Genomic DNA, 20,489 nt, shown 5'->3' with positions numbered 1-20,489 from the left:
ATCGGCAAAACCCATTGGTCCCAGGGCGCCTTGAGCGCGTGCTTTTGATCGGGAGCTGATCTTGCGGGTATTATGAAGGCCATCGGTGTTCGCGCCGAGAGAAAAGGCCGGACACATGGGGCCACCGACCAACTCTATGAGACAAGCCAGAAAGTTCTTGCCAACAGGGTGCCGTCCAGACATGCGACTTTGCCAATTCCGTCTCGTCGTGAATAACCAGATGGTAGATCGTCCCTACCTGCGTCCTTGGTTATCGCAAGGGCAATGGCGCGGTCTCTTTCACGGTGCGGATGACGATATTGCTGCGAATGTCTTTGACCATCGGCAGGAGAAGAAGTTTGCCCAACAGAAACTGCTCGTAGTGAGCCAGGTCCGGCACGACGACCTCAAGCAAGAAGTCGGTTTCTCCCGACAACAGATGGCAGGCGACGACCTCCGACATCTCGATGAATGCTGCCTGGATCGCCCGTGCATTCTCGTCGCGGTGGCCGTCCACCTTAACGCCGACCATAACGGTAAGCCCTAAGCCGACCTTCGCGCGGTCAAGCAGCGCCCGATATCCCTTGATTGCGCCCTGCTCTTCTAGGCTCCTCACGCGCCTCAAGCAGGGCGTGGCCGACAGCCCAATGCGGCTGGCCAGATCGGCGTTGCTGACGCGCCCATCCGCTTGCAGAGCAGTCAGGATCTTCAGATCGAGTTCGTCGAGAGAAATTAGCATAATCCACTCTTCTGGAATGCCGATTGAGTTGAAATAGCTACAACAGCCTATTTCCGCTGTCCAGAACGCAAGGACATGCTCCGCCGATCCGTGCGAGCGTTCGCCCCGCGGGAAGGGGTGTGGAATGAGCTTTCGTGATGATGCTGGCGTGACGGTCGCGGCACTGCAAGCTTATGGCGAACGTGCCGCGCGCCGCGAGGGCGCCGTCTTGCGCCAACCCAGCATCGACGCGCTCGTCGATGAACTCGACATTGAGCGGTTGATTGCCGAAGGCGGGCTGGAAGGGACGCGGCTGCAACTGTTTCTCGACCATTATCTGTCGGGCGCTACGCGTCTTCACCACCCCCGCTACATGGCGCATCAGGTCGGAGTTCCAGTGCCGCACGCGGCGCTTGCCGCGCTGATCGACGGCTTTACCAACAATCCCATGGCCATCTACGAGATGGGGCCTCCGGCTGCTGCCATCGAGCACGCCGTGCTGAACTGGATGATGACCAAGGTCGGATGGCGAGGTTCGGCTTGTGGCAAGCGATGCGGCGCAGGTGTGCTCACGCATGGCGGTTCACTGGCAAATCTGACTGCTCTTCTTGCCGCCCGTGCCAGATGTGCACCCTGGTCATGGACAGAGGGTATTCCGAGCAACCTTGTGCTGGTGTGCTCGCCGGGATCGCATTACTCGATCGCACGTGCCGCCGCCATCCTCGGCCTTGGAGCGCAGAACGCACACTATGCTGCGACGGATGCTCTTGGGCGGATCGACCCGGAACTCTTGCCCGGCCAATTGAGAAGGCTATGTCAAGAAGGGAAATTACCGATCGCTGTCGTTGCAAACGCCGGCAGCACGGCTCTCGGCTTGTTCGATCCTATTCGCGACATTGGCGCGATATGTCGTGAGCACGGGGTTTGGTTACATGTCGACGGTGCTCATGGTGCGTCCACCTTGCTTTCGTCGCGCCTGCGCCACCTCGTCAACGGCATCGAGGACGCGGACTCGATCGTTTGGGACGCGCACAAAATGCTGCGCTCGCCACTGTTGTGCGCCGCAGTGCTCGTGCGCGATGAGACCGCCCTGAATGATGCCTTCCAACAGGACGCCAGCTACTTATTCCACGACAAGGATGAACCCGGCATCGATTTTGCTCACCGCACCATCGAATGCACCAAGGCAGCTTTGGGTTTAAAAGTCTTTTTCGCTCTCGCGCATGGCGGCGAGCAGGCCCTAGCTGCTGTTATCGATCGTCAGACCGATCTTGCGCAAGCGGCCGCCGATCTGCTCCGTGCAACCCCAGGCATTGAGGTCGCCGTCCAGCCTCAAACCAACATTGTCTGCTTCCGGCTCCATGGCACCGATGCGTTGCAACTCGCCATCCGTAAGAGACTGACCCACGATGGCGTTTTTTATATCTCGACGGCGGAGGCTTTGGGAAAACGCTGGCTGCGTCTCGTGCTGATGAATCCGAACACGACGATCGACGACATCGCTGAACTTCGAACGGAAGTTCTAGCTCTCGGCAGAGGTTGAAATGAATTTTTCTCAGTTCGTCGGAAGCGGCGCCCGAGCAATCACTGAAGGAGCCGTGCTTGAGCGTGTCAGGCGTGACCCGGGCATCGCACTCGATCCGCATATTTTAAACGGTGGCTTCGTCTACGATGCCAAGGCCCGCATAAGATTGGCAGCGATTCACGCCGACTACATGCGGTTGGCGCGAGAAGCGAACCTGCCGATCCTCACGTTTACCGACACTTGGCGATGTTCCCAGCGAGCGATCGACGCGTCGCGGTTCAAGGGGCGGCCCGTCAACCAGGACAATGTCCTCTTCTTGAACGATCTGCGCGCCCACTTTGGGGCAGGCCCGCCAATTTTCATTGGCGGTCTCGTTGGCCCTTCGGGTGACGCCTACAAACCCGAGGACAGCCTCGATCGAGACGCTGCTCGTGAATTTCATCGTCCACAAATTTTTGCGCTCTCATCTGCGGGAATAGACTTTTTGCATTTAGCAACGGCCCCGAACGTGGAGGAGGCCCTAGGCGTAGCCGATGCGATGGCGGAAACTGGCCTGCCTTACGTGATCAGCTTCGTGATCCGCCGCACCGGCGTCGTGCTCGACGGAACACCCATTGATCAGGCCATGGATCGTATCGACGCGGATGCTGCCCGACCTCCGGCCGGTTTCTCTATAAACTGCGTTCATGCTCGGGTGCTGGAGACAGCGCTGGAAGCTGTAGCGTCTTCGCACCCGAATACATTTGAGCGCATCCTGTCATTTCAGGCCAACACTGCAGACGCCGAGGTGGAGGATTTGGATAACAGCGAAGTGTTGGTGACCGAGCCACCCGAGGACTTCGCTGTTCGCGTCGCAAGACTGGGAAGCCAGTATGGCCTGCGTGTCCTAGGTGGTTGTTGCGGTACCGAAGGCGACCACATCCAGGCCTTGGCGAATAAACTGACCAGCAAGGAGAGCTTGATCTGATGCGGATGTGCTTGCGCGCATATCAATCGAGCATTGGAGCAACAAACCTATGAGACCGTGCCACTCTTGCAAGAAAGAAACGCCGTGATTGAAATTTCGACGCTCATCAAAGGCGCGCTCGTCGGCGCGGCCGGAACCATGCTGCTTGATGTTTGGGCACTGTTCCTGACGAGCGTTATGAACGTACCGGCTACCAACTGGGCGATGGTGGGTCGATGGCTTGGCCATATGCCTCACGGCAAGTTCCACCACGCATCGATCAGTGCCGCTGAGCCCGTGAAGGGAGAACTCGCAATCGGGTGGATTGCGCATTATGTGATCGGCATTAGTTATGGCGTGCTTTTAATCGCGCTTTGGGGGGCTGGGTGGCTGGCTGCTCCGACACTCCTTCCGCCGCTCATTTTGTCTTGGATGCTTCTGATCGCACCTTACTTCTTGATGATGCCGGGCATGGGTTTGGGCATCGCTGGCTCCAAGACGCCAATGCCGGCAATCACACGCATCAAGAGCGCCGTGGCCCATTCTGTTTTCGGATTCGGGATGTACCTCGCCGCAGAAGCCCTGGCACACCTTTGGCCGACTGCAGGCTAAAGATATGCAGCACATACCGACTGTCCGTAGCCCCATCCCAGATATTCGTGCTCGCGAGACGGGGCGGCTAATCGACTGTATTTTCGAGTGTGACAACCGCTGGCGCGGTAGTTCCAAATGGAACTGCTACCCCGACGCCATCTCATGTGACAACGCCTCGAATTCGATCCTGTTGGCGAGGCCGCGAAGATCGGGAAAATAGATCGGAAACAACTCCCGTACACGTTTTTCCTCAATCTCGATATTTAACGTGCGCAGCTGCGCCAGGTACTTCGGCAATACACGCGCAATGATCTCACTGCAGGCGCTCGCCGGCACGTCGAAACAGATCGGCATGCATCGCGACCTCAGTGCAGGATCGATTTTGCGTACACTGTTTGCCGTCAAGATGAACCGGCAGTTGGTGTAAACCTTTTCGATAAGCCCTCGTAACCCCGCCTGCGCCTGCTTGGATAGGTAATCGGCCTCGTCGATCAAGCAAACGCGGGGTCCAGATCCAAGGCCATAGCTCGTGGCCCCGGATTCGATTTTTCGGACGACATCGATCCCATTGTCCAGCGAACCGTTTATCTCGAAAGAGTTGTCTCCCAGCCGAACCAGTAATATTCGAGCTGCCGACGATTTTCCTAAGCCCGAGGAACCGTAAAACAACATGTTGTTCGGCGACTTTGCCTTGGCCATTGCCTCAAGCGAACTGATAATCTGTTGGGGCTGCAGCAGGTCCGAGAATTCCCTAGGACGAAGCAATTCCGATAGCGCATCACGCATCGCCTGCAGCTCCCTCTTCTATGAATCTTCCAAGGGTGGAGAAAAGCTCTTCGCCCACGTCGACGTCGAACTCCTCGAAAAGGCCTTTTAGCCTTTTCGCGAACGCCACTCGCCTTGAGGCCGCCACAAGGTTGAAATCGAACGCAAGGATCTCCGGCCTGGGCGTATCACTTCCGCCGACGTGATTGACCGTATTTGGGTTCGGCTTTCTAAAATGGTCCTTGATTGCCTGCAGCGTCACGCCGGAGTGCAATATACTGTCTTGAACAAGACGGTCGAACTGATCCTTTTCTAATAATGCAAGTTCATAGATCGTCGTCCAATCATTGGGCAACAGGTCAGCATGCGCTTCCAATAATGATGCTTTGGAACCAATCGCTTTATACTTCTTTCCCGTCGATCCCTTTGGAGGAAGATTTATCGCTCGGTAGAATTCTTCAACTTCCGCTTTCTTCAGCTCCTCATGCGCTTGGAAAAATAATACTCCCAGATCCAGAATCGCACGGACGCTGCGCTTGCCGATCGTGTGGTATCGATTGACCAATTGGCTGACGGTTGGCTTCTCGATCCCGACCGATGCGGAGGTACCTTCAGATGTACTGTCGGCGTGTTTAAGCATAACAGAACCTCACTCTCTAAATCTCTTAGGCAGCATCGGTTGGGCGGGATTTTTCGTACATTTTCGCGCGCTGCTTTTGACGACGCATGTAAAGTTCGCCGAAGTCGATTGGGTCGAGAAGCAACGGCGGGAAACCACCTTCCCGCGTGATATCGGCAACAAGCCGTCGCAGGAACGGAAAGATCATCGTCGGGCCGGAAATAAGCAAGAACGGCTCAAGCGCGTCCTCCGGAATGCTCTCAATTTTCAACATGCCCGCGTAGGCGCTCTCAAGTACGTAGATTGTACCGAGCTTGTTCGATACCGTTGCTTTGAATTCGATGGCTGATTCATAGAGATCGTTTTCGATGCGCTGAGCGCCGACATTCACCTCTACCGCCACGTTCGGCAGATCGCCGGGGCTCGTAATGAGCTTGCGGAAATGGGGGTTCTCGAACGAAAAGCTCTTGATGTACTGGCCGATGACCTTGACTTGAATCTGCTGCTGGCCTTCCGCAGGACCGGCATGATCGTTGGTGGGCCGTGCCTTCTTCGATTTGCTCATATGATACATTCCTTGCGCCAAAATGGATGGGTTCGCTGACTTACGACCTCTGATACGCACCAAGACGAACGTCCTCATTTCGCCCGAAGGTGGTCGGGCGATCATTCTCGTTTCAAATATGCATTCAGAGATTTGTAGTGCTGCGCGATTTGTGGGCGCGCCGCATGGATATGAATCCGCGCATTTCCCACTTAATACAATTGGAAACTCTTTCTGTTAAAGGAAGTACCTATAAGCTATTGAAATCATTCATTTGCATACATTGTCGCGCATTATATTTCGCCAAAGTTCAACCATAGAACCGCCACATTACGCTCATCTTGGAGATGGCTGTGATAAGCTTTATTCCCGCACCTTTTGATTTTTAAATTGCGCCAACCTAATTTCGCGAGCCCGTACGGCGGTCGTTTTGCGCGTAATTTCTTTATCTCGAATTAGCCTTTCAAGAACGTCTTCATCTATTCTGCAGATCTCATAAAGTGCGGAAGTGACGTTAGGCAAATCGGACTGATGTTTCATCAACGTCGCATTTCTAGAAATGCGCGTTAATTTGCTTAATCTACCTTTCTCCCATCCCAGATTTGTAACCACCATCATGTGTTTATGAGCTGGTGCGTGGCATATCGCATGGCAAATAGCTGCTGCCTCGAACACCAATGGCGGTTTTGAATTCATGCAGAATTTGAGTCGCTTAATTACATTTTTGATATTTGGAAATTTAGCCATCTGCTGCGCCAAACGAACACTATTAAACACGTTTCGAAGCGTGCAATTCTCGGTTTAAAACTGGACTGGCTATCGCGTGTCGCGATCGTATGATGATTACGTTCCTATTGAAAGGCGGGATCTGCCGGCAACAAAAATGGGCGACGCACAGGCCTTGTATGGAGGCGACGCAATTGCCGGAAGCGATAGCTAGTGTTTGCCAAGGCGTCTGATGCAAGATCGTTTGTCGCTTTGACTAGGTTCACCGACTCTAGATTTTGTCAGCGATGCGTACTCAGCACAGAGCCATACTGAGCCCCTTAGTCGGCCCGCCAAATTACGTGCGTTAGGAGCTGGCCCGATCGACAAGAGAACACCTGATTGATCAGAGTGTTCGGAATTATCACCGCTGGCGATACGGCGCACGTTGGTTTCACCTTTTTAAGTTGAGCGGACGGTTTCTTCAGGAGCAACACGCTGCTTCCTGAAGCTGCCCTCACAAAAAGGCACGATCAAAAAGTTTATAGGAGTTTATAGTTTTTACGACGTATACGCCGTAACGCTAAGTCATTGAAATGGTGGGTGATCACGGACTTGAACCGTGGACCCGCTGATTAAGAGTTATTTTGTTCGTGTTGTAAATCAACGTATTATGAGGTAGTTTATAGTTTAAGTTTATATATTTTGTTTGTTTTTCGCTTTGGAATCAAAGGTGTGGTGAAGACGTCCAAACATAGACTAAAGGGTCCGATCGTCAAGATCCGGCGTGGCGTCGCCATCTACCAGACGCACGCTGGACCTTACTACTACGCCCGCATCCTGCACCCCAAAACAGGTAAGTACGTTGTTAGGTCCACGAAGGAGACCAGCCGCCTTGAAGCGCGAAAGGTGGCGGAAGAACTGGCCGCTGAGATGCGCAAGAACGAGAGGGTCGCGGAGCCAGAATACAGCTTCAAATACTACGCGCAGCGCTACGTTGAGAAAGCCAGAGGTCAAGCTCAGCGCGGAGAGCGGAATGCGAACTACGTTCGGACAGCTACCGTCGCTCTAGACAACGACGATTGGGGTTTGGTCCGTCATTTTGCTAGGCGTGATGTTCGTGAGTTAAAGACGCGGGACTGGCAACTTTTCATTGAGAAGATTGCCGCCAGACGACCAGACCTCTCCCCCTCTACCCGCAACACGTTGATGGCGGCATTTCGCAACGTCATGAAGGTGGTTCGCGACGACGGATTGATTGACGTCGTACCGGATACCCCGCGCGTCACCGTCAGGGATAATCCCAGGCCATTTTTCCGCTTTCAACCTTTGGTTCCCAGCGAAGCTGACGAATACAAGAAACTGCTGGCAGGCGCCAAGAAGCTTGCCGACGACGGTGTCGTCGTGCGTGGCGTAGCGGTGACGGAAGAGTTGCATGACCTCATTCTCTTCACAGTGCATTCGTTCGTGCGTCCAATGACAACCGAACTCTATGCTCTCAAACACAGCGACGTCAGCATTCAACAGCGCGCGGAGAAAGACGGCAGGATTAGAAAGTGGCTCCTGCTCACAGTGCGAAACGGAAAAACTGGAATGCGCATGGCCCATACTTTGGAAGGTGCCGCCGGTCCTTACAAGCGGCTTTGCGAACGCTACCCGGATGCAACCAGCGAAGACTACCTGTTTCTGCCGCACTATGAAAATCGGGCCACCGCTGCCCGTGTCTTCGCCCGGCAGTTCAATAAGCTGATGGAAGAGACCGGACTGAAGAAGGATACGGTCCTGCAAACGGACAGAACAATTTACAGTTTGCGCCACACTGCCATTTGCATGAGGCTGGTTCTGTCAGAAGGCAGAGTGAACATCTACACGCTCGCCAAGAATGCTGGCACCAGCGTCAATCAGATTGAACGATTCTATGCCCGCAACCTGCCGATTTCACCGGAGCTCGTCAAAAACTTGCAGACCTTTGGTCAGTGATTTCGCTAGGCGCTGCCAACCAAAATAATTACCATCAAGTAATCCAATGTTCGTAGATCAGAGCATGACCTTTCTCGTCTTCCGACGGCACAGTTTACCTCACGCATTCGGCATATATAATACGTATACTGACAATGAAAAATCAGCAGAAAATACCATCATTGTTCTAGAGAAAATCTGCTGAATCTGCTATATTTGTTTCTAGGTTGCTGGAAAATCCACGCCTAGAAGGAAGACGCCAAGGGCTCTTCCACGCTGTCGGCCAGCGAACACCTTATACGATTGAACAGCCGCTCCGGGCGCGCGGTATAAACCCCACCGATTTCAATCTGAACCGATCCTGCTTGGGCTCACGCACGTGGACCCTTGATGGATTCATATTATCAATTCTAGAAAAAGGAAAAAATATTGAATAATTACGATTATTGTTTGCGGACCGCATTTCTTGAGGCTGCGGAAATAGGCCACTGGAACGCTCCATATGCGGTAACTCTAACGATGAAACAGGCGATCAAGCGAGATCACTTCACGATCCGCCTTGATCCACTGAAGGCCAGCATGAACCTGCGGCACTTCCTGAATTTGCTGAACGGCAAAATCTTTAGCAGCGGCGATTTGAGGAGAGGCCACAGTATCCGATGCATCCCTGTCCTGGAAGATGGAGAGCGCTATCACTACCACCTCTGCTTGGATAGGCCCGCACATGTCTCTGAGATCGTATTTATGAATCTGATTTACGATTGCTGGCCACGCACAGATTTTGGCTACTGGATGATTGAGATAACGACCGCTGATCCCGGTTGGGTTCGCTATATGGCCAAGGGACGATCCAAGCGCGTGTTTGCGGATGCGATAGACTGGGAAAATTTTCACAATCCAGATTGAGCTTTCTTGGTCGGCCAATAGACAGCCTTTCTAGACATCAAGCCTGTCAACTGTGTCAGGATACGATTTTGGAAATTGCAATCGGACCGGTCAACGAAGAACGCGACTCTTAAAGCTGCCAGGAACGGCAGCTTTTTTGCATCATACGACACAATTTATCGTTGAAACGTCAGCGAATGAGCGGAATGATTTAAACAGCCGTCTTCTTCTTGACTTTTTTCTTCACTGGAGCGCTTTCAGTTTCGTCGCTTAAACCGAATAGCATATCTGCTTCGTCCAGGATTTTCTGCCAATATTCTTCCCAGCCGATCAAATCCAGAGGCTGCTGGAAATCTTGTGCAGTTCCAACGCCAGATACTTTGACCTCCTCTTGTGTGAAGGGCCATGCCCTGTTGCGCTTTGCTTTAGGTCTCTGCCACTGCGCAACGCCCGCTTCGGTTACGCGCGAGTCGATATCAAACTCTACACGGATGGGGATGGTGGCTGCGGTATATCGCTAAATATAGAACCAAGACCTATTATTTAGATGCCACTGATTGGATGAACGTTCACACGGGTAGCGCTGTATAAACTCCTTCCCTAGTCTAATCGTACTGATGTTTCGTCATGAGCCCGCCCGGCTCTTGATTACTCAATGCAACCAATTTTCAGTGATGATTTTATCAGTGGACACTCAACGGTTCTACCGAACCCAATCTAACTATTCCAAACTGGACCGATGAAAGATTACGTACCTATTCTGATTAGCCTCCCACCAGATCTAGTAAGCCAATTGGACAAAGCTTCATCTATCCTGGGTTGGACCCGCATGGCTTTGATACGCCGCTGCATCATTCGCGATCTGCAGTACGTTCTAAAGCAAGAACTTCCACGAATCGTCAAAGCGCAGGAACCAGACGATCACTTTCACTGGATCAACCGAATGATGCAGCCTTTCCGGGCGAGCTAATAGAACATGCTTATGGACCATCCTTCCGCCATTACATAATAGTGGAGAACATCCATTCTGGGTGCACGAAGTCTCGCATCAGAGCGTCATGGATGTACTTTCCGGCGAAATAGCTAGCGGCAGCGTCCCCATTCGGCGAGCATCATGCAAGACGATGATGACTATTCGTACTTCGTGAACAAGAAGCCTGACAAAACTTACGTCAGTAAGCGCCTCAGGAGCCGCGCGGACGAGAGGCCAATGCGCATTGCTTCTAAAGTGATTGATGCCGAACTTGACGTTGGAGATATTCAGAAAATCGGCGAGCAAGTTTTGCGCGTTACCCCCGGCCAAAGGGAAGAAATTGTTGCAAGCTTTTATGAAGATGATCGATCTCTTCAAATTCTAAAATTGCAGCGGTATTTCAAGCTCAGTGGCATGCCTTTTAAATCGCATTTTGCCTTTACGGGCTCTGAAATCGATACACTTCTAGAGTTCGTAGCGAACTTGCGGCGCATTCCGTTGACTTCCGCGCAAAGGATAAATCTCACCGATGAGCAGCTTCGCAAGCTTATCCTATCTCACGACCAAGCAAGGCGTCTGGTTTTAGACAACGAAGCCCTCTTCGCTCAGATGGCGCAGAACGAAGTTACTGGTAGAGACGTTGTCGCCCTTGGTTACAGACGCCGACAACTTCACAGGTTTTCACAACTCTTGGATGATCAGGAGTTCTTCCAATCAGAGGAACAGCGGCTTGGCTTATCAGGAGAAGCTCTGTGGCAGGATTTCTTTGAAGGAAACAAATGGATCTTTGGATACGGCTTGACGTCCGTTTTCCTTAGTGCGCTTGACGAGAGGAAACTTGAACGTGTGGTCCGTGGCGCTGATATAAGTGGGCGGGGAAAGCGGGCAGATGCAGTTCTCAGAACGCGTGGATTGATAAGCTCACTTTGCTTTGTTGAAATTAAACGGCATGACACTGAACTTCTTATTGATCGCTCCTACCGTTCTGATATTTGGCGGCCATCAGACGAATTGAGCGGAGGCGTATCTCAGGCACAGGGAACAATGTACGCGGCGTTGCGCCGGATTGGAGAACGCCTACCAATTGTGAAAGAAGATGGAAGCCCTACTGATGAAGTTTTGTACGGGATTTCTCCCAAAAGTTTTCTGATCATAGGTCGTTTAAGTGAGTTCCTAGTCAACAGTCGAACGCACGAAGGCAAGTTCAGATCGTTTGAGCTTTACCGGCGGAATCTATCGGCGCCAGAAATCATCACTTTCGATGAACTCTATTACCGCGCAAAGCTTATTCTAGAGACCGATGCACCGGCCCCCTGAGATCAACTGGTTGCGAAACCTATGTTTTCCAATCAGTCCCACCAAGTCACTGAAATCGACTCACTTTTTCATTCGCTTGCTCCAGGACTCATCCTGACTCATTATTTCGGCTGGTCTGCAGCTGAAAACATAATGAGTTGAACATGGGCCTAACGAAACAAGCGAAGACGCTTTGCAAGAGCCAAGTCGCTCTTCTCTTCATGATGCTGAAGGGCACACGCTACCCGTTACGCAATAAGGTGATCGCCCTGCTCTCTATCAAAGCAGGTCTGAGGGCTAAGGAGATTGCGAACCTCACCTGGGACATGGTCACAGATGCTCAAGGTCAATTGAGCGGAGCCATGCATCTCAGGAACGCGGCTAGCAAAGGGAAATCCGGCCGCATCATTCCCCTCAACAAAGAACTGAAAGCCGCCTTACAAGAGTTACAGAAGCACGCCAGCCATTCTCCCTACGTCATCGTTACTGAACGTTCAGAACAGTTCTCTGCTGCCGCCATCGTCAATCTATTTGCGGCTTGGTTTCATCGGATTGGTCTTCAAGGCTGTTCCAGCCATTCCGGAAGGCGAACGTTCATAACGAACGCGGCGCGTAAGATCTCTACAGTTGGTGGATCGCTCAGAGACGTTCAGGTGCTTGCCGGCCATAAGGCACTCAGCACCACCCAACGCTATATTGAAGCCGATGCCGCTGCTCAGAAGCGCGTCGTTGATCTCGTCTAGCCTTCAGAAAGAGAGAGCCACATGCCCGACTTTGCTGCTCTGAGTGGAGAACTTGAGAAGCGCGAACAAGATGAGCAATCGAAACTGATTTCTGGTTTGCAAGATCTACCTACAATGACCGAACGAGGAGAGATCAAAGCCACCTACTTCGCCACCATCGATTGCGACAATGACAGTGCATCTGCCGGCATCTTACGCGGTCAGAATACAGCTCTTCTTGAAATGATTGGACTGGCCCAGATATCCTAACAACTCGTAGCTTGATAGGCTAAGAGCCTAATCCCGCTGGGCCTCAAGGGTCCTTCTATCATTGTCACGACTCAAGTCGTTGAGGACACGGTCGCCATCCGATTTATGCTTCTGCAGCTTGAGCGCGCCATGCTCTATTTCAACATCAAAGCAGTCAGAGGATTGCTTCAATCTGTTCGCCTTCAAGCCTGCGTTGATCGGCAAATCGCGTTCCATTTCACCAGTTTATTTAACCAGCGTGGCTTGATATCTAATATCCAGGCCATGAATTTCTTATGCCCTGATCATCATCCAGCCCAGCAATATCGCGAGAATTTTGCTTTAAGACAATTAGAAAAGCAGATCAACGCGTGCAGAGAGAGCGCTGCGAAACAGCGGATGAATGCAAAAGATCGGATTATTAGCCTTCCCAGCGTGCGATAGTAATAGTTGAACGTCGTCACCATGATCAAAGACGTAATTTTCAGCGCCGCCAGATCCAATGACTCCAAAAAATCCGAACCACAACATCATTCGCACAAAACGCTCGCTAGCCGCGGCGTCCTTTAGTTGTTGACTCGCAATGCGTTCGATATTGCGTTTGTCTAACCTGATCCCCTCGTTCGCGTAAGAGTAGATGACGCGATTAGCGTTGGGTGCGACGTCACGAATTTCATAGTTCAAATCGCGAAGCATATCGGTTGAATAGGAGGCAACTGCTCGCTTAGCGTCAGCGCCAGTAATCTTCCCCCTTCCCGAAAGTGCCGCGTTAGACAAGCAGAGTTCAATCATGTCTAGCAGCGATCGTGGACGGCGAAGGCAATGCCGAACCAAGTAATCGAAGACAGGTTCGCCTTCGATATTCCCCTCAACAATATCCTCAAACTTTAACGGCGGTTCGATCCCAAGTTCCGCGCACGCAGTCTGCAATCTAGCTTCAACTAATTGGAGCAATAAATCAGGCTCCCGCCATTGAACCCAAACAATACTATCCTTGCCGCGATCGCTCGCTTCATCCATTAGCCAATGATAAATGTCGTCGCGGAGAAAAATTACAGTTGAGATTTGAACATTGGCTTTTCCTGCAGCTCTTTCAATGCGTCTTCCAGCGTCCATTAGGCACTGAACGATGCGAACGTCACTAGATGTCACGCCAGCAGTAGTCCAACCGCGGTCCAAGTTATCTACTAATATGAGGGTTTGCTTTTTGAGGGCAACGTAACCGATGATAAGATTTCGCAGTTTCGGAAAATCCGTCCTATAGATCATTTCCGTAAGTTCGGGAGTTGTTAGAATTTTGCCATCCCGGATATAGCCATCGGTATCAAGTTCTTGCCTAAGCCTGTTTATCAATCGGAGAAGCCGCTCTGGGAAATCGCCTTCTCTGAACTCGTCCACATTTTCATAAGCGTTTCTAAGTTTTTCGTACGATGCCGTAATGCGACTATCGCGGGCATATATTGCATAGTCATCCTCCAAAATTTTATGAGCGAGTTCTAAGTAGAGGACATACTCCCAGAAAATCGTCATGGTGTGCGAGTGGGTGGCTTCAGAAAAATTATTTGCAATGACTTCGCTCAATTTTCGAAGCTGGAAGCCTTCCGGACGCAAATCGAGAACGAGATTTGCCCGGTTGGCCCTAATACGATTACGCACCTGCCAGAAGATCGCTGTCTTTCCTACCCCTTTTCGTCCGACAACCAATCTAGCCTCTCCCCGCAGCGTACGTTTGAACTCGCGGGTTTCCAGAAAGTAATGATCCAGCACTAGTCGTTCGTTCTCAGCGGCAGTGGCGCCCAGAGACAGGTTCACCAAATGTGATCGTGCCAGTGGACGCGCGGGCACACGCATTTGCTGTTGGCGCTCATGGATTCTAGGCACCAGATCAACAACCGCCGCGTTGATTTCTTTTCGATCTCTGACTGTCGTCACCCCGTCGCGCAAGTCGAAAGGGGCCGTGAAGTCTTGGTACTTCAAAACCGCACGGGGAATGCCAGCGCCGTCCGCTATTCCAGCAAGAAGGTAAGCGCGAAGATTGTGCTCCTCTGCGCCTTTTATGGTTTGCGGTATCAATGAAAGATATACGCCGCCAGAAGAGTTTATTTCCCTGAACGCGCGGTCCAGTGGCAACCGATGATCTTCGGCTGGATCATAAGAGCGAAGCCCAAGCCGCTGTGCCTTAACTGCTGAAAAATATGAAGTTGCAAATTCGATTTTCTCCAAATGGTTCTGGAAAAATATCGGGCTGGTCTGATCGACTGTAATTCCGGGAGGGCTTTGCTGATAAGGCTCGCGTGCATCGCGCACAATGTTCGCAAGATCGGCTCCGTTCCGATAACGCTTTAGTCTGTGGGTATCAAATAGCCCTAGCTCAACCTGGCGCTGCATGCCGCCTTTCCAGGCCTCAAGCAAGGTGAGGAAGATCGGTTTTCCTAGACCTACAGCATAGCCGATTTCGTAGAAGACGTTGGGATTCGGAACGGTAATATCAAAGAATGATGCCTCACATTCTTGGATCGCACGAACAACATCTTTGATAATTGGTGATGAAGCACCATCGAAGTCGGTCCATGGACGCAGTTGCGTTGGGCGTCGCCAACTGCGAAAAGTCTCAATACCAGCCGTGATGTTATCGACTAGCTCCGGCGGCTCAGCCGGGTATCCAATGAATGCGTCTCTCATTGTTCATGCATACCGCGAGTCCCCCGATCGTCCCGCATGCGCTCACCACATTGTGAGCCATAACTGCGCTCACTCATCCCCTGATTCTGTTCCGCGCAGCCGTCAGCCTAAGCTGACCCACGAACCCAGCTCGCTAGATTGCATGCTTTAGAAATTTGTCCAGTGACGTGGGAATACCCTGATCGGGGGAAGGATCAGCGTGTTCGGAATTATACAGCCGGAGGGGTACGGCGCGCATTGCGCCCGCCAACCATTCACCTTGTCGCGCTTGAGGGTCTGGTTCTTAGGGAATAGAACGCCCTTCATCGCGCGTCAGAGCGCAGCCATCAGCCCAAAGCTGACCGACGAAGCCAGTTCGTTAAAAAGCGTGGTCAAAAAGTTTATAGGAGTTTATAGTTTTTATGACGTATAGGCCGTAACGCTAAGTCATTGATTTGGTGGGTGATGTAGGATTCGAACCTACGACCCGCTGATTAAGAGTCAGCTGCTCTACCAACTGAGCTAATCACCCGCCGTGGCGTCCTAGTGGACCGCGATATGGCCCAAGGACGTCGAAGGGGCCCAATTGCGGGCCCCGTAGAGGGAGCGCATAGCATCGGCGAACCGCACTGTCCACCCCCTCTTGATCGAAGCCTTATCTGCGTCGGCGATGCCGCATGCGAGCCCGCCGAAGCGCCGCCTAAACGGCCTGCTGGGCCTGCGCGGTTTTCTGCCGTTTCACCGTCAGCTTGGTAAGGGCCGCCACATAGGCGCGGGCGGAGGCCACCAGAGTGTCCGGGTCGGCGGAGCGGCCAGTCACGATGCGTCCGTCCTCTTCTAGGCGCACGGAAACCTCGGCCTGGGCGTCGGTCCCTTCGGTCACGGCGTGCACCTGGTAGAGATCCAGGCGGGCGTTGTGCGGCAGCAGCTGCTTAATGGCGTTGAAGGTTGCATCGACAGGTCCATTGCCGACCGCCTGCACCGTTTTCGACTGGCCTTCGATGTCGAGCGTCAGCGTCGCCGACTGCGGACCCATCGTTCCGGCGATCACCGTCAACGCCGCGACCTTGACCCGGTCGTTCATGTGCGCGACGCCGTCGTCGACGAGGGCTTCGATGTCCTCATCGTAAACGTGCTTCTTGCGGTCGGCGAGCGCCTTGAAGCGATTGAAGGCGTCTTCCATCGCGTTGTCGCCGAGGTTGTATCCGAGTTCCTTGAGCTTCGACTTGAACGCGGCGCGGCCCGAGTGCTTGCCCATGACGAGCGACGATTTTCCGACGCCGACGGACTCCGGCGTCATGATCTCGTAAGTCTCGGTGTGCTTCAGCACGCCGTCCTGATGGATGCCGCTTTCGTGCGCAAAGGCGTTCCGGCCGACGATCGCCTTGTTGTACTGGACGGGGAAATTCGTCACTGCCGAGACCAGCTTCGAGGCGCGCGAGAGCATCTCGGTCTTGATGCCGGTGTGATGCGGCATCAGATCGTGACGCGTGCGGACCGCCATGACGATCTCTTCCAGCGCCGCATTGCCTGCGCGCTCGCCGAGACCGTTGATCGTGCATTCGATCTGGCGCGCGCCGGCGCGGACGCCCGCGAGCGAGTTTGCAGCTGCAAGGCCGAGATCGTCGTGGCAATGGGTGGAAATGACGACCTTGTCCATGCCCGGAACGCGCGTTCTCAACATCGTAATGAGGTCGAAATATTCCTCGGGCAGCGCGTAGCCGACGGTGTCGGGGATGTTGATGGTCGTGGCGCCGGCCTTGATCGCCGCTTCGCAGACGCGGCAGAGATAATCGTGCTCCGTGCGTGTCGCGTCCATGGCGCTCCACTCGACGTCGTCGGTGTAGCCGCGGGCGCGCGTTACGGACGCGACGACGCGCTCGAACACCTCGTCCTGCGAGAGCTGCAGCTGATGCTGGCGGTGCAGAGGCGACGTGCCGATGAAGGTATGAATGCGGCTGCGCTTGGCGTGCTTGATGGCTTCGCCCGCGCGATCGATGTCGGCGAAGTTGGCGCGGGCCAATCCGCAGATCACCGACTGCCGCGCCAGCTTGGAGATTTCGGTCACCGCCTCGAAGTCGCCCTCCGACGCGATCGGGAAGCCCGCTTCGATGATATCGACGCCCATGTCGTCGAGGAGCTCGGCGACCTGAAGCTTTTCCTCGAACGTCATCGTCGCGCCGGGGCACTGTTCGCCGTCGCGGAGCGTGGTATCGAAAATCAGGATCTTGTCTTCGTCGCGCTTCGGCACGGCCGGCGCATTATCGGTAACGGACGTCATCGGTTTCTATCCTTTGCCGGGCGACCGCTCATGGGGGTCGCCGCTTGTCGCTCTACGCTATTTAAAAGTCGTCGATCCCCTGAGCACCACCCGGCGGACAGCCGAGTTTCATGCGGCCCAGGGGCCCGTAAGCGGCAATAGGAAACCATTTTCGCACCAGCACACGAATTCCCGGGCACGCTCCTGACGGAGGGCGCGCTGCGCGCAAGGCCAAACTGGGAACGGTACCTGTGTCATCTGATCCTGTGGAACGCCAAAACCCCCGCCCGTGTCAAGCCCGGCAATCTTTAAATGGTCTAAAGTAATCCCAAAATGCAAGAGTGGGTGAGGTGCGGCGCCTCGACCGACGGGTCGTAAAGCATTCGCCGTTCAGCCGGGCACGCGGGGCCGGCTTAGCCTTCCTTAATTCTGATGCCCGCAAAACGCTTGGAGACACCTCATTATGACTTCGGTTGCCGGAACGACGCTCCGCCGGGAGACCTACCCGCCCGCCCTCATCGCGATCCATTGGTTCACGGCCATCCTCATCGCAGCGGTGTTTGCGGCGATCGAACTGCGTGTGTACTTTCCCAAGGGCAGCGACCCCAGAGACCAACTCAAAGCATTGCATTTCATGCTCGGGCTGACGGTCCTGCTGCTGGTCATCGTCCGGATTTTCCTTAGAAGCCAGACACGCGCGCCTCAAATCGTGCCGCGCCCGAGCGCCTGGCAGACGGGCGCTGCGCACGCAATGCATGCGGCGCTTTATGCGGCAATGATCGCGATGCCGGTGCTCGGTTGGCTCATCCTGAGCGGGGAAGGCAAGCCGATCCCGTTCTTCGGGCTGACGCTGCCGCCGCTGATTGCCGAAAACAAGGACCTCGCCAAGCAGATCGAGGGCGTGCACGAGTACATCGGCAACGCGCTCTACTTCCTGATCGGGTTTCACGCGCTGGCAGCGCTCGCGCATCATTATCTGCAGAAAGACAACACGCTTCTCCGGATGCTGCCGCGCGGTCGCTGAACAAGCCGCAGACGTCAGGCGAGGAGCTTGCCCTCGGCGACCCGGATAGCATGGCCGCCGATGCGTACCGTCTCGAGCTTGCCGCGCCCGATGGTCATCGTCAGCGCGATGGCGCTCGGACGGCCCATCTCGATGCCCTGCTCGATGGCGCGCTTGTGCGTGCCGTCGGGCAATTCGTCGAACTCGTTGATGACGTGCGCGAAGCCGGCCGCGGCCGAACCGGTCGCGGGGTCTTCCGGCACGCCGAGATCGGGAGCGAACATGCGGGCATGGAACGCCGACTGCACGCGCACGCACTGGCGCGTATAGAGAAAGACACCGTGCACGTCGCGGGATGAGAAAACTTCCGCCCAGCGCTGCGGCGCGACTTTCACTTTCGCCATCGCTTCAAGATTAGCGACCGGCACGAACGCGAAGTTGTTCGCACCCCTGAGCAGGGTCGGCTTGTGATTTTCGAATCCGACCTCGATCGGGATCAGTCCGACAGCGGCGGACACTTCCTCCGGCTCCGGCAGACGTTCGAGGGTTGCGGTCGCTTTCGGCGCATCGAACTCGCCGAATGCCGCGGCCTGCGTGCGCAAGCGGACGCCGACGCGGACGCTGCCGATTTCTTCTTCTAGCGCGATGATCGCATCGCTCTCGCCGTTGAGCTGCGGCTGCGATCGAAGTTCCGCCAGCAGTACCGCGGCGCCGAGCGTCGGATGACCGGCAAAAGCCAGCTCGCGGCTTGGCGTAAAGATGCGGATGCGGGCAGTGTGTCCGGCGCTCGTCGGTGTCAGAACGAAAACCGTTTCAGAGAGATTGAACTCGCGCGCGATCGTCTGCATGTCGGCGCTCGAGAGACTGTCGGCTTCGGTGACGACCGCCAGCGGATTGCCGCCGAACGGTCTCTCGGTGAATACGTCAAGGATATAGTAATTGAGCGCCATTGCGCGCCAGTCTCCCCGCTATGAGCCGAACCCACGCCCTATCAGCGGAGCGGCGGCACCATGAGGCAAGGCGCTTCTGCCGCCAAGCATTTTTTGCAGTGGGAGAGCAGGATCAGATGCCTGCGAAAAGCGCATCCATCAGCACACGCATGTAGCGCGGCATCGGAAGGTTCTCGATGTCGGACACTCCGGCGACGGAGATGATCGCGTCCAGTTCCGAATTGCTCGTGGCGCGGATGTGCGCCTCGGCGCGACGGACGAATTCGGCCGCCGTCACGTTGACGCGCAACGGCACGCCGATCGACAGCTGCGCTCCGGAGCGGGTCAGATAGTAGCCGTCGTCTTTCTCGAGCGCGTCAGGATCGATGCCTGTTTCCTCGGCAGCCTCGCGCAGCGCCGAGCGATCAATGCGAACGATTCCGTCGGCGCCGACATCCTTCTCGTCGATGAACCCGGCAGGTGCATAGGCTTGTCCGCCGTTGACGTTTCCCATTCGCTGACGACCGAGCATGATGTGTCCGCCTTGTGTGCGAATGATCGCAGAGCCGAAGCCGTCGAGAACGCCCGCATTCGGAAAACCCGCGAGCCGCCAATACAGATAGCTTTTGAAATCCGTGCGCAGCAGCGATGCTCGCAACGCTCCGTCAGAGATCGTCACGCCGTCGACGAGATAGATCGTGCCGTTGAAGTAATTCGGATTGGTGCGTTTTGCTTCGGCCCATTGCACATCGATCGCGCCGGCGTTTTCGTCTGCAAACGCCCAGCGCGCGGAACTCACCTGCAACAGACACGAGGAAAGTTTTTTGACGCCATCCAAATCGTTGCGCGTCACGCGATCGAACTCACTTTGCGTCATCGAACAAACAGCCAAGCCACAAATAAGTCTCGATCTGATTAGAACCCGCAGCGGTCATTTTGAGACAGATTTAAATGCTCAAAGCACTGATATCATCGCATGTTTTCGCAGGGTCGCGTCTCCGCATAAAATCTGCTTGGCCATGTAAATTGCGAAGTTCGGTCATGACGTGGACACGATTCCAATCGCATATCGCTCTCAAGACAGCGTCGCTGGGGGGCGACAGTCAAGATCTCCCAGCACCTCATTGCCGGTTCTAAGTCCTGGTGTTGCATCAGGA

General features: G+C 54.3%; 18 protein-coding genes and 1 tRNA gene. 8 read left to right on the top strand and 11 right to left on the bottom strand.

The window, feature by feature from the left end:
• Window positions 1-250 precede the first annotated feature (250 nt).
• Window positions 251-718 (bottom strand): Lrp/AsnC family transcriptional regulator, encoded by a 468-nt coding sequence (locus HYPGJ_RS03555; RefSeq protein ID WP_083984011.1) that lies wholly within the window; start codon window positions 716-718, stop codon window positions 251-253.
• Window positions 719-866: 148 nt separating this feature from the next.
• Between HYPGJ_RS03555 and HYPGJ_RS03550 the strand changes: the two genes are divergently transcribed.
• From HYPGJ_RS03550 to HYPGJ_RS03540, 3 genes are read left to right on the top strand one after another with little or no spacing between them, the layout of a single operon-like run.
• Window positions 867-2,240 (top strand): aminotransferase class V-fold PLP-dependent enzyme, encoded by a 1,374-nt coding sequence (locus HYPGJ_RS03550; RefSeq protein ID WP_200185663.1) that lies wholly within the window; start codon window positions 867-869, stop codon window positions 2,238-2,240.
• A gap of 1 nt (window position 2,241) precedes the next feature.
• Window positions 2,242-3,189 (top strand): homocysteine S-methyltransferase family protein, encoded by a 948-nt coding sequence (locus HYPGJ_RS03545; RefSeq protein WP_046845933.1) that lies wholly within the window; start codon window positions 2,242-2,244, stop codon window positions 3,187-3,189.
• A gap of 33 nt (window positions 3,190-3,222) precedes the next feature.
• Window positions 3,223-3,780 (top strand): DUF2938 domain-containing protein, encoded by a 558-nt coding sequence (locus tag HYPGJ_RS03540; RefSeq protein WP_244465998.1) that lies wholly within the window; start codon window positions 3,223-3,225, stop codon window positions 3,778-3,780.
• A gap of 126 nt (window positions 3,781-3,906) precedes the next feature.
• Here HYPGJ_RS03540 and HYPGJ_RS18355 read toward each other — a convergent pair whose 3' ends face one another.
• From HYPGJ_RS18355 to HYPGJ_RS19030, 4 genes are all read right to left on the bottom strand, one after another.
• Window positions 3,907-4,548 carry an AAA family ATPase gene (locus tag HYPGJ_RS18355; RefSeq protein ID WP_052750784.1) on the bottom strand — a complete coding sequence of 214 codons (642 nt, stop codon included), beginning with the start codon at window positions 4,546-4,548 and terminating at the stop codon, window positions 3,907-3,909.
• On the bottom strand, window positions 4,541-5,167 hold the full coding sequence (locus tag HYPGJ_RS03530) for a hypothetical protein (protein WP_046845932.1): 627 nt from the start codon (window positions 5,165-5,167) through the stop codon (window positions 4,541-4,543). The genes HYPGJ_RS18355 and HYPGJ_RS03530 overlap by 8 nt, the downstream gene beginning before the upstream one ends.
• Before the next feature lie 25 nt (window positions 5,168-5,192).
• Window positions 5,193-5,711 carry a protein-export chaperone SecB gene (gene secB / locus HYPGJ_RS03525; protein WP_046846673.1) on the bottom strand — a complete coding sequence of 173 codons (519 nt, stop codon included), beginning with the start codon at window positions 5,709-5,711 and terminating at the stop codon, window positions 5,193-5,195.
• 342 nt (window positions 5,712-6,053) lie between these two features.
• On the bottom strand, window positions 6,054-6,437 hold the full coding sequence (locus tag HYPGJ_RS19030) for a hypothetical protein (RefSeq protein ID WP_143440481.1): 384 nt from the start codon (window positions 6,435-6,437) through the stop codon (window positions 6,054-6,056).
• 693 nt (window positions 6,438-7,130) lie between these two features.
• Here HYPGJ_RS19030 and HYPGJ_RS03520 point away from each other — a divergent pair.
• A complete protein-coding gene (locus HYPGJ_RS03520; protein ID WP_046845931.1) occupies window positions 7,131-8,375 on the top strand; it encodes a hypothetical protein in 1,245 nt (414 codons plus the stop codon).
• A 492-nt stretch (window positions 8,376-8,867) separates the two neighbouring features.
• Here the strand turns inward: HYPGJ_RS03520 and HYPGJ_RS19025 are convergent, their stop codons facing one another.
• The gene (locus HYPGJ_RS19025) at window positions 8,868-9,278 is read right to left on the bottom strand and encodes a hypothetical protein (protein ID WP_143440480.1); all 411 of its coding nucleotides are present in this window, start codon (window positions 9,276-9,278) and stop codon (window positions 8,868-8,870) included.
• Between the two features lie 1,075 nt (window positions 9,279-10,353).
• On the opposite strand from HYPGJ_RS19025, the gene HYPGJ_RS03510 reads away from it, so the two are divergent.
• From HYPGJ_RS03510 to HYPGJ_RS03500, 3 genes are all read left to right on the top strand, one after another.
• Window positions 10,354-11,529 carry a Shedu anti-phage system protein SduA domain-containing protein gene (locus HYPGJ_RS03510; RefSeq protein ID WP_046845929.1) on the top strand — a complete coding sequence of 392 codons (1,176 nt, stop codon included), beginning with the start codon at window positions 10,354-10,356 and terminating at the stop codon, window positions 11,527-11,529.
• Between the two features lie 143 nt (window positions 11,530-11,672).
• Window positions 11,673-12,251: a site-specific integrase gene (locus tag HYPGJ_RS03505; RefSeq protein WP_046846672.1), complete on the top strand. Its 579-nt coding sequence runs from the start codon at window positions 11,673-11,675 to the stop codon at window positions 12,249-12,251.
• 21 nt (window positions 12,252-12,272) lie between these two features.
• Entirely contained in the window at window positions 12,273-12,500 is a 228-nt protein-coding gene (locus HYPGJ_RS03500) for a hypothetical protein (protein WP_046845928.1), read from the top strand.
• Window positions 12,501-12,830: 330 nt separating this feature from the next.
• On the opposite strand, the gene HYPGJ_RS03490 is transcribed toward HYPGJ_RS03500, so the two are convergent.
• The 3 genes from HYPGJ_RS03490 to HYPGJ_RS03480 all read right to left on the bottom strand — a co-directional run bounded on the left by HYPGJ_RS03490 (window position 12,831) and on the right by HYPGJ_RS03480 (window position 17,421).
• Window positions 12,831-15,161 (bottom strand): hypothetical protein, encoded by a 2,331-nt coding sequence (locus HYPGJ_RS03490; protein ID WP_046845926.1) that lies wholly within the window; start codon window positions 15,159-15,161, stop codon window positions 12,831-12,833.
• Between the two features lie 435 nt (window positions 15,162-15,596).
• Window positions 15,597-15,672 (bottom strand) — tRNA-Lys (locus HYPGJ_RS03485).
• Between the two features lie 168 nt (window positions 15,673-15,840).
• Window positions 15,841-17,421 (bottom strand): 2-isopropylmalate synthase, encoded by a 1,581-nt coding sequence (locus HYPGJ_RS03480; RefSeq protein WP_046845925.1) that lies wholly within the window; start codon window positions 17,419-17,421, stop codon window positions 15,841-15,843.
• 442 nt (window positions 17,422-17,863) lie between these two features.
• On the opposite strand from HYPGJ_RS03480, the gene HYPGJ_RS03475 reads away from it, so the two are divergent.
• Window positions 17,864-18,424, top strand: a complete 561-nt coding sequence (locus HYPGJ_RS03475; protein WP_046845924.1) for a cytochrome b — start codon at window positions 17,864-17,866, stop codon at window positions 18,422-18,424.
• 14 nt (window positions 18,425-18,438) lie between these two features.
• On the opposite strand, the gene HYPGJ_RS03470 is transcribed toward HYPGJ_RS03475, so the two are convergent.
• Complete coding sequence (locus HYPGJ_RS03470; protein WP_046845923.1) at window positions 18,439-19,353, bottom strand: PhzF family phenazine biosynthesis protein; 915 nt, start codon at window positions 19,351-19,353, stop codon at window positions 18,439-18,441.
• Between the two features lie 112 nt (window positions 19,354-19,465).
• On the bottom strand, window positions 19,466-20,209 hold the full coding sequence (locus HYPGJ_RS03465; protein WP_046845922.1) for an NUDIX hydrolase: 744 nt from the start codon (window positions 20,207-20,209) through the stop codon (window positions 19,466-19,468).
• Between the last annotated feature and the right edge of the window lie 280 nt (window positions 20,210-20,489).

It is taken from the genome of Hyphomicrobium sp. GJ21, assembly GCF_001006785.1.
Taxonomy (GTDB): Bacteria; Pseudomonadota; Alphaproteobacteria; order Rhizobiales; family Hyphomicrobiaceae; genus Hyphomicrobium_B.
Note: the sequence above shows the minus strand (reverse complement) of the source record. Positions and strands in the feature narration are given on the sequence as shown.